The organism is Rhodobacter sp. Har01 (assembly GCF_020564565.1).
Taxonomy (GTDB): domain Bacteria; phylum Pseudomonadota; class Alphaproteobacteria; order Rhodobacterales; family Rhodobacteraceae; genus Pseudogemmobacter.
In genome coordinates this window covers 397,093-412,482 of record NZ_JAJCTD010000002.1, presented here as the reverse complement: position 1 = coordinate 412,482, position 15,390 = coordinate 397,093, and the positions used below count along the sequence as shown (strand labels likewise).

Sequence of the window (15,390 nt, the reverse complement as noted above, 5' to 3'; positions counted from 1 at the left end):
GGATGGGCTGCGTCTCGGGATCATTTGTCGCGATTCCTTTCGATCCGGTTTCCGGCGCTCAGTTCTCGCGCTCAAGCCGGGCGCGAAGCTCGCGCAGTACCGGCAGCACCGCGCGCACCCGATCGGCGCCCAGCGCCGCCACCACTTCGGCGATCAGCGGCGCGACCGCCTGCACCGCGGCATCGCGCGCCGTCCGGCCCGAGGGGCTGATCGACACGAACTTCCGCCGGGCATCGTCCCAGTCGGGGCGGATATGGATATGCCCGGCCCATTCCAGCCGGGTCAGCGTGTTGGTCATCGCCCCGCGGGTGACGTGGAACGCCCGCGCCAGCTGCGCCGGGGTCCGCTCATCGCCCACCCGCGCCAGGTGGTTCAGCACCGAGAAATGCGACAGTTCCATGCCCTTGGGCAGCGCCTTCGATACCAGGTTGCGCGCCAGCTGGTCGGCCATGAACAACTCACCGAACAGCGCCACCGCGATATCGTCGGTCCGGTCGCTCATGGCCCCTCATACGCCCGGTCATGCAAGAGCGAAGGCACCCGGCCCCGGGCCTGCGCCACGCGGGTCAGGTCAAGATCGACCAGCGTCACCCCCGGCTCGGTGCCGGCATCGGCCAGGATTTCGCCCCAGGGCGCGATGGCCAGCGAATGGCCATGGGTGCGCCGGCCCTTGCCGGCGGTTTCGGCGTGAAAGCCGGTCTGCGCCGGAGCCAGCACGAAACACCCCGTCTCGATCGCCCGCGCGCGCACCAGGGTTTCCCAATGCGCCGCGCCGGTCAGGTGGTTGAAGGCGGCCGGAATGGTCAGGATTTCGGCGCCTGCCTGCGCCAGGCGGCGGAAGAGGTGCGGAAAGCGGATATCGTAGCAGACCGTCAGGCCCACACGTCCGAAGGCGGTCTCGGCCAGAACCGCGCGCCCGCCCGGCCGGTAGGACGCGCTTTCGCGGTAGACCTCGGTTTCCGACACGTTCACGTCGAACATGTGGATCTTGTCATAGCGCGCGACGATGCCGCCATCCGGCCCGATCAGGAAGGACCGGTTGGCAAAGCGGCCGTCCGCATCATGCGTCAGCAGGCCCAGAGAGCCGATCAGCAGCCAGACCCCCGCCCCGGCGGCAAAGTCGCGCAAGGCGGCCAGCGTCTCGTCCGCGCCTTCATGCCGGAAGACGGCGCGCTGGTGGTCGCGGCTGGAGGACAGGCAGTTGGTCATCTCGGGCGTCAGCACGAAACCCGCGCCCCCCGCCACCGCCTGCCGGCAGAACGCCAGGGTCTGTGCCAGATTGGCCTTGGGGTCATCGGTGACGGTCAGCTGAACGAGCGCGGCCCGCATCAGCCGGCCAGAAGGGCGTCAAGCTGCCCCCTTGCGTCCAGGTCGTACAGATCGTCGCAGCCGCCGACATGCTGCCCGCCGACAAAGACCTGCGGCACTGTGTAGCCGCCGCCGGCGCGCGCGGTCATCGCCCGCCTCAAAGCGGGGTCGCGGCTGACATCGGTCTCGGCAAAGGCCACGCCCTTTGCCGCCAGCAACCGTTTGGCCGCGTGGCAGTAGGGGCAGGTGGGCGTGGTGTAGATCTCGACGGGTTTCATCGGCCAAATCCCTTGTCCAGACCGGACTATAGGGATTTAGGCCTGCTTCGCAACGCGTGCCAGTGACAGCACCGACACCGAGGCCGCGCCCGCCGCGACCAGCGCCTCGGTCGCCGCGGCAAAGGTCGCACCCGAGGTCATGACGTCATCGACCAGCAGGATGTGGTGGCCGCGAATTCGCTCGCTCCGCCGGGGATTGGCCTGAAAGGCGCCCTGCATGCTGGCAAAGCGGGCATCACGGGTGCGGCCTTCCTGACTGCCGGTGCTGCGGCGGCGAAGCAGCGCGTCGGGGCACTGCTGCAGCCCGGCCACCCGCGCCAGCGCCGCCGCCAGCAGCACCGCCTGGTTGTACTTGCGCTTCAGCATCCGGCCCCAGTGCAGCGGCACCGGCACCACCAGCATGCCGGGCTGCAGCATCGGTCGCGCCGCTCGCGCCAGCCACTCGCCGGCCGGGCGGGCCAGCTCCATCTGGTCGCCGTGCTTGAGGGCCAGCACGATCTTGCGGGCGTTGTCGCGATACAGCATCGCCGACCGCCCCGATTGCCAGGGCCGGGCGGTCTGCAGGCAATCGTCGCACAGCGCCTCGGCCTCGTTCGGGTCGCCCGGCAGGGGTGTGCCGCACTTGCCGCAGACCAGACCGGTGATGAAGGGAGTATCGCGCCAGCAATCGCCGCAGAGGCCGAAATCGGTGGCCACCAGCGCATGGCAGGTGATGCACTGCGGCGGGTAAAATGCGTGGATCAAGGCTTGCAATGCCATCCCGTCCCCCTAAGGTCGCGCTCCATGTCGCAAGCCCTCCTGACCGACCGCCCGGCGCTGCTGCGCGCCCGCGCCCGTGCGCTTCGCCAGCCGGAACCAGCCTTGTTCCTGCACGAAATGGCCGTCGCCGAGGTGCAGGAAAGGGTGGGATTGGTTAACAGAACCTTTACAGCGCCCGCCGTGGTGACGGGTTTTGCGGGCCTGTGGCATTCGGCCCTGCCTGCCGCCCGCGTGGTGGCGGATGACGACACGCTCGACCTGGCGCCCGGCGCGCATGACCTGGTGGTGCATGCCCTGGCCCTGCACTGGGCGAACGATCCGGTTGGCCAGATCATCCAGTGCCGCCGCGCCCTGCGTCCGGACGGGCTGTTCCTGGGCCTGGTGCTCGGCGGCCGCACCCTGCACGAACTGCGCGCCGCGCTGGCCGAGGCCGAGACGCAGGTCACCGGCGGGTTGTCGCCCCGCGTGCTGCCAATGGGCGACATCCGCGATCTGGGCGCGCTGGTGCAGCGGGCCGGGCTTGCGCTGCCGGTGGCCGACAGCTTCACCCGATCCGTCGCCTATCGCGACCTTCCGCACCTTGCCGCCGACCTGCGCGCCATGGGCGAAACCAACGCCCTTGCGGCCCGCCTGCGCCGCCCCACCGCCCGGGCCGTCTTCGCCCGCGCCGGCGAAATCTACGCCTGCACCTTTCCCGGCCCGGACGGCCGCATCACCGCCAGCTTCGAGATCGTGTGCCTGACCGGCTGGGCCCCGCACGAAAGCCAGCAGAAACCGCTTCGCCCCGGCTCCGCGGCGCAAAGACTCGCCGTTGCCCTGAACGTGACCGAACGTCCGTTGCCCGGAACCGCGCAGGACGGTTGACCACGGCGCGGAACCCTATATCTCCGCCTTGTAACTGAAGCTGAAAGCCACAGGATGCCGGATTCGAACGAAGCAAGAGGCGCCGCGTCCACCAGGGCGACCGACGATGGCTTCGTGCGGCCCGGCCAGGGCCGGCTGGCCCACGCCCCGGCCGACCACCCTTTGGTGCGCCGGCCCAAGGTCGGCGTGCTGCTGGCAAACCTCGGCACCCCCGACGGCTACGGCTACTGGTCGATGCGCCGCTATCTGAACGAGTTCCTCTCGGACAAGCGCGTGATCGACTACGACAGCTGGAAATGGCAGCCGCTGCTGCAACTGGTGATCCTGTCGAAGCGGCCGTTCTCCTCGGGGCGCAACTACCAGGAAATCTGGAACCACGAGCTGAACGAAAGCCCGCTGATGACCATCACCAAGGCACAGACCGCCCGGATCGCCAAGACCCTGGCAGCCCGGCACGGCGATGGCGTCATGGTCGATTTCTGCATGCGCTACGGCAATCCTTCGACCGAATCGAAAGTGCGGGAACTGGTCGAGGCGGGTTGCGAGAAGATCGTGTTCTTTCCGCTTTACCCGCATTACGCCGGCGCCACCTCGGCCACCGCGAACGATCAGTTCTTCCGCGCCCTGATGAAGGAAAAGCGCCAGCCCGCGGTGCGGATCGTGCCGGAATACTACGACCACCCGCTTTACATCGAAGCTCTCGCTGCATCGGTGAAGCGGGCCTATGCGGCGCTGGCACGCAAGCCCGACGTGCTGGTGGCCAGTTACCACGGCATGCCCAAGCGCTATCTGATGGAGGGCGATCCCTACCACTGCCAATGCGCCAGGACCACGCGCCTGCTGCGCGAGCGGCTTGGCTGGGGGTCCGAGGCGATCAACACCACCTTCCAGTCGGTGTTCGGTCCCGAGGAATGGCTGCAGCCCTATACCGTTGACCATGTCGCGGCGCTTGCCCGCCAAGGCAAGAAGCACATCGCCGTCATCGCTCCGGCGTTTTCCGCCGACTGCATCGAGACGCTGGAAGAGATCAACGGCGAGATTCGCGAAAGCTTCGAACACGCGGGCGGCGAGGAATTCACCTACATCCCCTGTCTCAACGATGACGAGGCCCATATCGCGGCGCTGTCGGCGGTGATCGAGGAAAACCTGTCCGGCTGGGTTCGGCGCTGAGCCCCCCGCGCGGCACAAGACGACACAATGAAAAAAGGCGGCAGCCGAGCTGCCGCCTTTTCTTCGGCCAGGCCGAAATCAGTTCGAAACGACAGCCGCGAGCAGCACGAGCAGCAGCAGCGGAACAATGATGCCGCCGGCCGACGACGAGGTCTCAGCCTTGACGACTTCCGGTTCCATCACCGGCTCGGCCATACCGCCCGCAAAGGACGTGGTGGCAGCGACCGAAAGCGCGGCAGCGAGCGCGAGTTTCTTCATGTTAGCCTCCAGTTACGGCACGCCGTCGGAATTGCAGAGGCGACGGCATGCACCCAAGTTTTTCCTCGTAGGCCCGTCTAAGCAGGCACTTCGGGAATTTGCAATCGGGGTTGCGCGCCCGCGTCCTTGCCGGCGTTCAGTTTGTCAAATAAGCAACACCTGCGTGCCGATTTGCGCCATCTCGAACAGCTCTTCGACATGCTCGTTGTACAATCCGATGCAGCCGTTCGACGATTTGCGACCGATCTTGCGGGTGTCGTGGGTGCCGTGGATTCGGTAGTAGGTCCAGCTCAGGTACATCGCGCGGGTGCCCAGGGGATTGTCCGGCGCGCCGCCCAGAACCTGATCCGGCCAATCGGGATTGCGCTCTTTCATCGCCGGGGTCGGTCGCCACGGCGGGTTCACCACCTTCTGCACCACCTCGGTGCGGCCGCGGCGGGTCAGGTCTTCCGACAGCGGCACCGAAGTCGGGTAAAGCCGGTAGATCGACTGGTCTTCCGACCAGAAATGCAGCGCCCGCGAGGTGATGTCGATCAGGATCGCACCGTTGCGGGTGCTGTCGAAATACTCTTGCCATTGCAGCATCCGGAAACTCGAGACGTTGTTCCTGATGGTGCTGGAGGCAGGCGGGGTGAACTCGGTCGTGCCGTCCTGGGCACGCGCCGGAACGGTCAGCAGGCCGGCCCCAAGGGCGGCTGCGGCCCCCAGGAATGCACGGCGTGGAAGCCTTTCGGCTGTCATCGGAAGCTCCTCGGTCGTCGGATTTGACGGCAACCTATCCGCTCCGGCGGGAAGCCGCAAATCAAACGCCCGTCAGCAGGCAGGTTCACGCAGACTTGGGTTTGCCTGTCACACCGGCTTTCGCTAAAGGGAAGGCGCAAGCCGCCCCGCGGGGCCAAATCATCCTGGTGAGACCCATGAACAGACGCGCCATCGTCCTGCTGGCTCCTGCACTCCTGGTGGCCGGTTGCGTCTCCGGCTCAAACGACGTGCCGCTTGGCGCTGACGGCAAGCCCCTGCCCCGCGTCTATCGCATCACGCCCGACGTGGCGCAGGACATCCCGTTCCGTTTCCTTGACGGCATGAACACGCTGCGCGCCGCCAAGGGCCTGCAGCCGGTGGCCTTCAACGCCCAGCTGAATGCCGCTGCCGAGACGCATTCGCGCGACATGTCGGTGCAGAACCGGCCCTGGCACTTCGGCTCGGACGGGTCGTCGCCGCTGGTGCGGGTGCAGCGCGTCGGTTACGGCGGTCGCCTCCTGGGCGAGCTGATCTCAGAGACCTACCAGACCGAGCTGGAAACCCTTTCGGCCTGGATGGCGCAAGGCGACACCCGCACTGTCATCATGGACCCGTCGGCCCGCGACCTTGGCTTCGCCTGGTATCAAGAGCCAAGCGGCAAGATCTGGTGGACAATGCTGACCGGCGGCTGAGACCGGCCCAAATCGCCTATTTCGAGACGCGCACCGGCGTGACCAGCGTTTCCGGCGCAACCGCAACTTTCTGGAACAGCGGGTATCCTTCGGCGGCGAAACCCTCGGGGTCGGTCGGCTCGAACCCGGCGTAGAAGCGATCAAGTCCAAAGCTGACAAGATCGACTTCGGTCCATTCCGCCACGATCTTCTCGTAGTTGCGCTTCAGGACCGTGCTCTTGGGGTCAAGCCCGGAAATCAGGATCAGTCCGGTCGGCCGGCACGACAGCGCGGTGATCTTCAGGTCGGGCCGGTACTGCCGCAGGATCGGGATCATCTTCCACACGTCTCCTGTCCAGGGACCGCGCGGCAGGTTCTTCAGATCTCGGGTCAGCATCCGCTCGTTGAACGGCAGGCAGTCATGCAGCGCGATCACGCCATCGGGGTCGCTGTTGGCCTCGGTATTCAGGAAATCGCGCAGCAGGAACTCGAACAGGTGCAGCCCGTCCAGGAACGAATAGGACAGCTTGATCTTGGCCGCCTTCAGGAAGCCGGACTCGAAGAAAGCATCGCTGGTTTCCTGAAACACCAGCAATCTCGGCTTGGTGCCGATCACATCGGTCTCGACCTTGAAGAAAGGGTCCACGGCAATGGTCTTGCCGCGCACCGGGGCGAAGGTGCGGCCGCTGCGGCAACCGACCTCCATGTACCAGTCGAAGGCATGCGTCTGGTGCAGCCCGTCCAGAAAGTCGCCGTATCTCTGGCCGGTGTTGCGCCGAAAGCCCGGCCGGGCGGCTACCGCGTTGTCCATCGCTGGCTCCCACTTCGTTGCGATCTGACCAAACCTGATCGGCCGGCCGAGAGGACTTGGATTTCCCGGCAACTGCAAGAGACTTTGCCCCGCTGCGCGGCATCCCACGCCGTCAAGGCAGGATGTGGATCGGGGTGCCAGGCTTGATCATCGAATAGATCACCTCGATCTGCCGGTCGGTCACGGCGATGCAACCCGCCGTCCAGTCGCGCTGCGAGACCCTCTGTCTGGGGCCACCGTGGATGAAGATGTCGCCGCCGGGCTCCTTGCCCATGCTGCTGGCATAGGCGCGGTCAATGTCATTCGGGTAGCTCACCCGCAACGACAGGTGGAAATCGGACCCCGGGTTCTTGTGGCTGATGGTGTAGGTGCCTTCCGGCGTCTTGCCATCGCCCTCGAACTGCTTGTGCCCCTCGGGCGCGAAGCCCAGGCCGACATCGTAGCTTTTCAGCACCTTGTCGTTGTGCAGCAGGTACATCTTGCGCTCGGTCTTGTGGACCTGCACCGAGGTCACTTCCGGCCCGTAATAGCGCTTGAACTTCGAGCTGCATCCCGCCAGCCCGACCACCACCAGAAGAACCAGAATGACCCTGAGCGCCCGCATGTCCCGCTTCCGACGTTTCTTTTTCCGTCGGTGATAGCCGAAAAGCGCCAGCCCCGCCAGCCACCGCACCCCAGTGCCGACTCACGGATGCGTTATTTGCGGGAAAACCGGGCGGCCAACTCCACATGCACCGACCAGCGGAACTGGTCCACCACCTGCACCCAGTCCAGCCGATAGCCGCCATCCGCAAGCGTGCGGGCGTCGCGGGCAAAGCTGGCCGGGTTGCACGACACCATGGCGATCACTGGCACCGCGCTTTTCGCCAGCCGTTCCGCCTGCGCCTCGGCCCCGGCGCGGGGCGGGTCGATCACGACCGCGTCCAGGCCCTTCAGCTCATCCGGCTCCAGCGGCCGGCGGAACAGGTCGCGGGTTTCAACGGTCAATTTCCTCAGGCCCGCCGTGGTCCGCGCCGCCCGGTCCAGCGCCGCCGTCAGGGCCGCGTCGCCTTCCACCGCCCGCACCTCGGCCGTGGCGGCCAAAGGCAGGGCAAACGTCCCCAGCCCGCAGAACAGGTCGGCCACCCGCCGCGCCGGCCCGACCGCATCCGTCACCGCCGCCACCAGCGCCGCCTCGCCGGCCTCGGTCGCCTGCAGGAAGGCGCCCGGCGGCAGCGCCACCCGTGCCGGCCCCACCTGCACCTGCGGTTCCGCCCGCAGGGCCACCGTCTCGTCGTCCCAGGTCAGCCGGGCCAGGCCGAACCGCTCGGCCAGCCGCGCCAGGTCCATATACAGAGCCGAATCCGCGGGTTTTCCACCGGTCACCGCCACGTCCAGCCCGGTCAGGCTGCGCGTCACCGTCAGCTGCACTTCGCCAGTGCGAGAGCCGCCCAGCGCAACCACCGCCTCAAACGCCGGCAGCCCCGCCATCAGGTCGGGGTGCAGCAGCCGGCATTGCGGCACCGGCACGACCATGTCGCTGGCCTTGGCATGGAAGCCCAGCAGCACGCCGCCCTTGGTCCGCCGCCCCGACAATGTCGCCCGCCGCCGTGTCGCGGGCGGAGAGGTCTCGACCCGCCCACGCACCGGCGCCGCCAGCCCCTGTTGCGCCAGCGCCTGCACCACCACGCCTTGCTTCCAGTCCGCCAGGAACCCGTCGGCCACATGCTGCAACTGGCAACCGCCGCAGGTTCGCGCATGGGCGCAGGGCGGCCGCACCCGATCCGGGCTGGGCGTGACGATCCGAACGCCTTGCAGCCGGTCGCCGACCAGCGTGCCCTCGGCCTCCTCGCCCGGAAGCAGCCCTTCGGCATAGACCGGCCCCGCCGCCACGCCATCGCCCAGATGGCCCAGCCGCTCGACGACAATCCTCACTCGGCCGCCTCCGCCTCATCGGTGCCCAGGAACCCGCCTGATTGCCGCTGCCAGTAGCGCGCATAAAGCCCGCCCTTCGCCAGCAACGCCGCGTGCCGCCCCTCTTCCACGATCCGGCCCTGGTCCAGCACCACGATCCGGTCCATCGCCGCGATGGTGGACAGCCGGTGCGCGATCGCCAGCACCGTCTTGCCCTGCATCACCCGGTCCAGCGCGTCCTGAATGCTGGCCTCCACCTCGCTGTCCAGCGCACTTGTTGCCTCGTCCAGCACCAGGATCGGCGCGTCCTTCAGGAACGCCCGCGCCAGCGCGATCCGCTGCCGCTGACCGCCCGACAGCTTGACGCCCCGCTCGCCCAGATAGGCGTCATACCCGGTGCGGCCCTTGAAATCGGCCAGATCGGCCACGAAGCCATCCGCCTCGGCCGCCTGTGCCGCGGCCACGATCTCGTCCTGCCCGGCATCGGGCCGGCCATAGGCGATGTTGTCGCGCGCGCTGCGGTTAAACATCGCGGTGTCCTGCGTGACCATCCCGATCTGCCGGCGCAGCGATTCCTGCGTCACGCCGCGCACGTCGTGGCCATCCACCGTCACCCGCCCCTCCTCGGCGTCATAGAGACGCAACAGCAGCGCCACCAGCGTCGATTTCCCCGCCCCGCTGGCGCCCACGATGCCGATCTTCTCGCCCGCCTTGATGTGCAGGGAAATTCCCTGCACCCCGCCGCGCTGCCGGCCATAGGCGAAACTGACCCCGTCAAAGCCGATCTCGCCCCGCACCGGCGGCAGCTCCCGCGCATCGGGCGCATCGGCCAGCCCATAGGGCGCCGACAGCGTGCGCATCCCGTCCTCGACCTCGCCTACGCTTGTGTAGATTCCCATCAGCGTGAAGCTGACCCAGCCCGACATCTGCGCGATCCGCAGCGCGATGGCCCCGGCCGCCGCGATGTCCCCCGCCGTCGCCCCGCCGCTTTGCCACAAGAGCACCGTGCCGCCGATCAGCAGCACCGGCAGCACCCCGGCCACCGTCATCAGCGCCAGCCGGAACCAGGTGGAAATCACCCCGAACTCCAGCGAGGCCGCGCGGAACTCTTCCATCGCCCTCAGCGCCACCCGGTCCTCGAACGAGGCATGGGCGAACAGCTTCACCGTCTTGATGTTGGTGATCGTGTCCACCACCTGCCCCGAGACCATCGCCCGGGCCGAGGCCCTTGCGGCCGAATTCACCCGCACCCGCGGCAGGAAATACCGGATCAGCGCGATGTAGACCGCCAGCCAGACCGTCAGCGCCAGCGCCACCCGCGCGTCCACCGCCAGCAGGAACACCGCCGAGCCGATGACCGAGGCCAGCGCGAAGCAGACCGTGTTGATGACCTCGGTCGCGACATCGGTCACCGCCCGCGCCGCCTGCATCTGCTTTTGCGCGATGCGGCCGGCGAAATCGTTGTCGAAGAAGGTCACATCCTGGCCGAGCGTCCAGCGGTGCAGCCGGCTCAGCACCAGCGGCAGCACGTTCGGCCCGATGACAATGCTGTTCGACGCCGAAGACACCCCGAAGGCCAGCGGCCGCAAGACCAGGTAGAACAGCAGGAAGGCCAGGATCAGCCCGCCGTGGTCCGGCAGGAAGGTGGCCGGGTCCGACGTCACCGCCGCATCAACCACCCAGCCCAGGATCAGCGCGCTGATCACCTCGGTCACGCCCGCCAGCGATGACAGGATGCCCGCCACCCACAGCATCGGCCAGCTGCCCCGCAGGCCCCAGCGAAGGAACGCGCCCAGTTGTTGCGGCGGCGGGCCATCCGCAAGGCGGAAGGCGTCGATCGTGTCGCCAAGTCGGGCCAGCAGTTTCACTCGGCCGCCTCCTCGGCATCTTCGCCCAGGAACCCGCCCGACTGGCGCGCCCAGAACCGGGCATACAGCCCATTGCGGGCCAAAAGCGCCGCGTGAGAGCCTTCTTCGGCCACATGCCCGCCGTCCAGAACCACGATCCGGTCCATCGCCGAGATGGTCGACAGCCGGTGCGCGATGGCGATCACCGTCTTGCCCTTCATCACCCCGTACAGCGCCGCCTGGATCGCCGCCTCGGCCTCGCTGTCCAAGGCGCTGGTCGCCTCGTCCAGGATCAGGATCGGCGCGTCCTTCAGGATCACCCGCGCCAGCGCCACCCGCTGCCGTTGCCCGCCCGACAGCTTGACCCCCCGCTCGCCGACATGCGCGTCGTATCCCTTGCGGCCCTCGGGGTCTTCCAGCGTCAGGATGAACTCATGCGCCTCGGCCTGCCGTGCCGCCGCGATCATCGCCTCGTCGCCCGCATCGGGGCGGCCATACAGGATGTTGTCCCGCACCGAGCGGTGCATCAGCGAGCTGTCCTGCTGCACCATCCCGATCTGCCGCCGCAGGCTGTCTTGCGTCACCTGCGCGATGTCCTGCCCGTCGATCAGGATGCGCCCGGCCTCGCAGTCGTAGAACCGCAGCATCAGCTTCACCAGCGTCGACTTGCCGGCACCCGACCGCCCGACAAGGCCGATCTTCTCGCCCGGCCGGATGGTCAGCGCCACGTCCTGCAACCCGCCCGAGCCGCGGCCATAGTGATGGCTGACGCCCTGGATCTCGATCAGCCCCTTGCGGAAGTCCAGCGCCTTCGCGCCGGGCGCATCGACCAGCGTCACCGGCTGGGCAATGGTCTCCATCCCCTCCTGCACCACGCCCAGCGCCTGCACCAGAGACGTGAACGCCCACATGATCCAGTAGGTCATGTTGTTCAGCCGCAAGACCAGCGCCGTCGCCGCCGCCACGGTTCCGGCCGTGGCCGAGCCCTGCACCCAGAGCCAGACCGCCCAGGCGGTGATCCAGACGATCAGCATCCCGTTCAGCATGGTCAGCGCCAGATCCATCTTGGTGACGATCCGCATCTCGCGGGCAAAGGTGCTGCGCGCGTGCTCGATCGCCTCGCGGGCATAGTCCAGCTCGCGGCCGTGGTGGGCGAACAGCTTGACCGAGTGGATGTTGGTATAGGCATCCACCACCCGCCCCGTCACCGCCGAGCGCGCATCGGAACTGGCCTTCGATGCCGGCCCCGCCCGCCGCACCGTCCAGCGCACCAGCGCCATGTAAAGCACGAACCACACCACCAGCGGCAGCAGCAGGCGCGGGTCCGCCTGCGCCAGCATGATCCCGGCGCCGACCACCGTCACGCTGGCAAAGGCCATCGCGTCGAAGGTCTGGAACACCGCGTCGCCCGCCGCCGGGGGCGTCTGCATGATCCGGTTGGCGATCCGGCCAGCGAAATCGCTTTCGAACCAGCCCACCGGCTGGCGGATCACATGGCGGTGCGCGCGCCAGCGGATCATCGTGCCGAAGTTCGGCAGGATCGTGTTGTGCAAGAGCGCCACGTTGCCCACCAGGATCAGCGGCCGCAGCACCAGAACGGCCAGCGCCACCATCGCCACCTCAACCCCGTGCGCGGAGACGAACTGCTGCGGCCCGGTGGCCGCCATCAGGTCGATCAGCCGACCCAGATACCACAGCAGCGCGACATCGGCGAAAGCCGCCACCACCGAAAGCACCGCCGTCGCGGCAAAGACCTTGCGGAACGGCCGGACGTAACCCTTCAGAAAGGGCCACAGCTTGCGCGGCGGGGTGTCGGTCTGCTCGTAGGGACCGTAGGGGTCCACGAGGTTTTCAAAGAAGGCGAACATCGGAAAGCTCCAGGAAAGCATCGAACATGGAAAGGGTCGGCGGCGCAAGACAGGCCGCCCGAACGGGGATCGAACCTGTCAGATCAGGTGTCGGATAAGCCCGTTCTCCATGTCGCGTTCTCCGTGGTTGCAGGCGCGTTTCTTAGCGCAGAACGCCCCGCCTGTCACGCCGAAACCTGCACCGGCTTGGCAGCTTATCTCAGCAGCGCGTCCTTCCCGTCCCGCAGGCCCCCCGCAAGCCATTGCGCCTGCACCTCTTTCAGGCGCGCGCCCAGGGCTTCGCCCGCCAGCGGCGCCAGGTCTGCCGCCTTGACCGGGAACTTCGCCCCAGCCCCCCGCGCCACCTCGGCCTGCCACCCATCGGCTGGCGGCATCTCCAGGCTTGCCGCCCGCGCCAGCACCGCATCGGCCGCCAGGTCCGGCCCCAGCCTCCAGCCCAGGGCCGCCGGCAAGTCCGTTGCACCCAAGGCCGCCCGCAAGGCCCCCAGGTCGCGCGCCTCGGCCTTTGACAGGCGCAGACGGTCGGGCGCGTCCTCGCCCCCCAGAACCGCCAGCCGCCGCAGCCAGCGCGGGGCTTCCCCGCCTTCCAGATGCACCAGCGGCGCCAGCGCCCGCGGGTCGGCCCCCGGCAGAACACGCGCCAGTACCCCGGCCGCGGCCATTGCCGCGACCGAGGGCGCGGGATCCCGCGCGCCCAGCAGCTTGCGCATCTCGGCGCCGATGCGTTCCCGGGAAAGCGTCTCTATGCCTGCAGAATGCGCTGCACAGGCCGCCAGCCCCTCCGCGTCCAGCCCCTCGGCCGGATCGCCATACTGGGCATGAAAGCGAAAGAACCGCAGGATGCGGAGATAGTCTTCCCGAATCCGGGTCTCGGCGTCGCCCACGAAGCGCACGCGGCGCGGCCCGAGGTCCGCAAGCCCCCCCAGCGGGTCCAGAACCGCGCCAAGCCGGTCGGCATACAGCGCATTCATGGTGAAGTCGCGTCGTGCAGCGTCTTCCTCGATCCGGTCGGAAAAGGCCACGGTTGCATGGCGGCCGAAGGTCTCCACGTCGCGCCGGAAGGTCGTTACCTCATGCGGCACGCCCTCGGCGATCACTGTCACCGTGCCGTGCTCGATGCCCGTCGGCACCACCCGGAAACCCGCGCTTTCCGCAATGTTCGAGACGATTCCGGGCGCGGCATCGGTGGCGATGTCCACATCCCCGACCGGCACCCCCAGCAGGGCATTGCGCACGCAACCTCCCACGAACAGCGCCTGATGCCCCGCCGCCTCCAGCGCCGCCAGCAGCGCCTGCGTTCCCGCCCGCGAAAGCCAGGCCCCCGAGACCTTCATTCAACCACCCGCTCCGCCAGCCCGCGCAGAATCCGCGCAGTGGCGCCCCAGATGTAATACGGCCCCCAGGGCACCGCATAGTAACGCCGTCTCTGACTCTGCCAGAGCCGGCTTTCAATGACATATTGGCTGCGGTCCAAGAGATGGGCCAGCGGGGCCACAAAGACCTCGTCCACCTCGCCCGCCTCGGGTACCGGCAGGAACGGCTGTCGCACCAGCGCCAGGATCGGCGTCACCGTGAACCCCGTCACCGTTTCGTGCGCGGGCAGCCGGCCCAGGATCTCCACCGCCTCGGGCGGCAGGCCCACTTCCTCCTGCGCCTCGCGCAGGGCGGCGGCCTCGGCCGAGGCGTCGCCTTCGTCCACCTTGCCGCCGGGAAAGGCAATCTGGCCGGGGTGATGCTTCAGGTGCGACGACCGCTTGGTCAGGATCACCCCGTCGCCCTGCACCGCCACCAGCACCGCTGCCGGGCGCAGCTTGCGGCCCGGGGGCAGATGGATTGCGGGATTCAGGTCGAAGTCCGACGATTCGCCTGCCGGGCGCAACAGCGCACGGCGCAGGCGGGCCTCAACCTCCATGCGTGCCCTCAAAGCCCAGGGTCGTGGGGTCCAGCTCGTAATGCGCGCCGCAGAACTGGCAGTCGGCGGTGACCATGCCATTCTCGGCCGTCATCTTGCCGATGTCCTTCTGGCTGTAGATCGACATGGTGTTGCGCACCTTGTCTGCAGAGCAGGAACAGCCGAACCGCACCGGCTGCGCCTCGAACACCCGCGGCCCTTCTTCATGGAACAGCCGCACCAGCAGGTCCGACGGCGTGACCGATGGGCCGATCAGCTCGATTTCCTCGACGGTATCCAGCAGCAGGTTCGCCCGCGTCCAGTCGTCGGACGCCACCCCCGACAGGATGTCGGCGTGGGTCAACAGCCCCCCCTCGGCCGAGCCGCCTTCGGCCGCCACGCCCCCGGTCTGCGGCATGTGCTGCAGCATCACCCCGCCGGCCCGCCAATGCACCGGGCGACCGGGCTCCACGCTTTGCCCATAGGTCAGGGCGAAGCGGGTGGGAATCTGCTCGGACTGGGCAAAATACGTCTCTGCACAGGCAGAAAGGCTGCCTCCGACAATGGGGGTGAAGCCCTGGTAGGGCAACGTCCCCTGGCCTTGATCCAGCATCACCGCGAAATACCCCTCGCCGATCTGGCCAAAGCCCGGCGCCTCCGGGTCCAGCCTGTCGGCATCGAAACTGGCATAGGCGCGGATCCGCGCCGGTTCGCCCGGTTCCTGCGGGCCGTAGTAGTCGGTCGCGATCAGCCGCGCCGCACCCTTGCCGCGGACCTGGATCGACAGCTTCCAGCGCAGCTTGATCGTCTGCCCGATCAACGCCGTCAGCAGCGCGGTCTCGGCCACAAGCGCCCCGATCACCGGCGGGTAGGCGTGCTGCTTCAGCACCTGGTCCAGCACGCCATCCAGCCGCGCCACCCGGCCGCGGATGCCGGAGACGTCAAGCTGGAAGGGCAGGACGGTATCGTCCCAGGCGAGTTTCACACCAAGCGTCATCGGGGGGTTTCCTTGCGCCGCCATGTCTGGCAAT

17 protein-coding genes are annotated in these 15,390 nt (G+C 67.9%); 3 read left to right on the top strand and 14 right to left on the bottom strand.

What is annotated here, in order from left to right; genetic code table 11:
- Nucleotides 1–58: 58 nt before the first annotated feature.
- The 4 genes from LHP98_RS07795 to LHP98_RS07780 are packed head-to-tail and all read right to left on the bottom strand — an operon-like array spanning nt 59 to nt 2,345.
- Nucleotides 59–502, bottom strand: a complete 444-nt coding sequence (locus LHP98_RS07795; RefSeq protein ID WP_227251948.1) for a MarR family winged helix-turn-helix transcriptional regulator — start codon at nt 500–502, stop codon at nt 59–61.
- A complete protein-coding gene (locus tag LHP98_RS07790) occupies nt 499–1,329 on the bottom strand; it encodes a carbon-nitrogen hydrolase family protein (protein WP_227251947.1) in 831 nt (276 codons plus the stop codon). The genes LHP98_RS07795 and LHP98_RS07790 overlap by 4 nt, the downstream gene beginning before the upstream one ends.
- Entirely contained in the window at nt 1,329–1,586 is a 258-nt protein-coding gene (gene grxC / locus LHP98_RS07785) for a glutaredoxin 3 (protein WP_227251946.1), read from the bottom strand. Before grxC ends, LHP98_RS07790 begins: the two co-directional genes overlap by 1 nt.
- A gap of 36 nt (nt 1,587–1,622) precedes the next feature.
- Entirely contained in the window at nt 1,623–2,345 is a 723-nt protein-coding gene (locus LHP98_RS07780; protein ID WP_227251945.1) for a ComF family protein, read from the bottom strand.
- A 24-nt stretch (nt 2,346–2,369) separates the two neighbouring features.
- On the opposite strand from LHP98_RS07780, the gene LHP98_RS07775 reads away from it, so the two are divergent.
- On the top strand, nt 2,370–3,209 hold the full coding sequence (locus LHP98_RS07775; RefSeq protein WP_227251944.1) for a methyltransferase domain-containing protein: 840 nt from the start codon (nt 2,370–2,372) through the stop codon (nt 3,207–3,209).
- A 54-nt stretch (nt 3,210–3,263) separates the two neighbouring features.
- Entirely contained in the window at nt 3,264–4,379 is a 1,116-nt protein-coding gene (gene hemH, locus LHP98_RS07770; protein WP_227251943.1) for a ferrochelatase, read from the top strand.
- 78 nt (nt 4,380–4,457) lie between these two features.
- Here hemH and LHP98_RS07765 read toward each other — a convergent pair whose 3' ends face one another.
- Both LHP98_RS07765 and LHP98_RS07760 read right to left on the bottom strand, forming a co-directional pair.
- A complete protein-coding gene (locus LHP98_RS07765; protein ID WP_227251942.1) occupies nt 4,458–4,637 on the bottom strand; it encodes a hypothetical protein in 180 nt (59 codons plus the stop codon).
- A gap of 144 nt (nt 4,638–4,781) precedes the next feature.
- On the bottom strand, nt 4,782–5,378 hold the full coding sequence (locus LHP98_RS07760; protein WP_227251941.1) for a L,D-transpeptidase: 597 nt from the start codon (nt 5,376–5,378) through the stop codon (nt 4,782–4,784).
- Nucleotides 5,379–5,554: 176 nt separating this feature from the next.
- On the opposite strand from LHP98_RS07760, the gene LHP98_RS07755 reads away from it, so the two are divergent.
- On the top strand, nt 5,555–6,070 hold the full coding sequence (locus LHP98_RS07755) for a CAP domain-containing protein (protein WP_227251940.1): 516 nt from the start codon (nt 5,555–5,557) through the stop codon (nt 6,068–6,070).
- A 16-nt stretch (nt 6,071–6,086) separates the two neighbouring features.
- Here the strand turns inward: LHP98_RS07755 and LHP98_RS07750 are convergent, their stop codons facing one another.
- From LHP98_RS07750 to LHP98_RS07715, 8 genes are all read right to left on the bottom strand, one after another.
- Nucleotides 6,087–6,860: a class I SAM-dependent methyltransferase gene (locus tag LHP98_RS07750; RefSeq protein ID WP_227251939.1), complete on the bottom strand. Its 774-nt coding sequence runs from the start codon at nt 6,858–6,860 to the stop codon at nt 6,087–6,089.
- 112 nt (nt 6,861–6,972) lie between these two features.
- Nucleotides 6,973–7,464 carry a L,D-transpeptidase family protein gene (locus tag LHP98_RS07745; protein ID WP_227251938.1) on the bottom strand — a complete coding sequence of 164 codons (492 nt, stop codon included), beginning with the start codon at nt 7,462–7,464 and terminating at the stop codon, nt 6,973–6,975.
- Between the two features lie 92 nt (nt 7,465–7,556).
- Nucleotides 7,557–8,774 (bottom strand): class I SAM-dependent RNA methyltransferase, encoded by a 1,218-nt coding sequence (locus tag LHP98_RS07740; RefSeq protein ID WP_227251937.1) that lies wholly within the window; start codon nt 8,772–8,774, stop codon nt 7,557–7,559.
- On the bottom strand, nt 8,771–10,621 hold the full coding sequence (locus LHP98_RS07735) for an ABC transporter ATP-binding protein (protein ID WP_227251936.1): 1,851 nt from the start codon (nt 10,619–10,621) through the stop codon (nt 8,771–8,773). Before LHP98_RS07735 ends, LHP98_RS07740 begins: the two co-directional genes overlap by 4 nt.
- Nucleotides 10,618–12,468 carry an ABC transporter ATP-binding protein gene (locus LHP98_RS07730; protein ID WP_227251935.1) on the bottom strand — a complete coding sequence of 617 codons (1,851 nt, stop codon included), beginning with the start codon at nt 12,466–12,468 and terminating at the stop codon, nt 10,618–10,620. Before LHP98_RS07730 ends, LHP98_RS07735 begins: the two co-directional genes overlap by 4 nt.
- A gap of 194 nt (nt 12,469–12,662) precedes the next feature.
- Nucleotides 12,663–13,802, bottom strand: a complete 1,140-nt coding sequence (locus tag LHP98_RS07725) for a CCA tRNA nucleotidyltransferase (RefSeq protein ID WP_227251934.1) — start codon at nt 13,800–13,802, stop codon at nt 12,663–12,665.
- Nucleotides 13,799–14,380 carry a CoA pyrophosphatase gene (locus LHP98_RS07720; RefSeq protein WP_227251933.1) on the bottom strand — a complete coding sequence of 194 codons (582 nt, stop codon included), beginning with the start codon at nt 14,378–14,380 and terminating at the stop codon, nt 13,799–13,801. Before LHP98_RS07720 ends, LHP98_RS07725 begins: the two co-directional genes overlap by 4 nt.
- Nucleotides 14,370–15,356 (bottom strand): Hsp33 family molecular chaperone HslO, encoded by a 987-nt coding sequence (locus LHP98_RS07715; RefSeq protein WP_227251932.1) that lies wholly within the window; start codon nt 15,354–15,356, stop codon nt 14,370–14,372. Before LHP98_RS07715 ends, LHP98_RS07720 begins: the two co-directional genes overlap by 11 nt.
- Between the last annotated feature and the right edge of the window lie 34 nt (nt 15,357–15,390).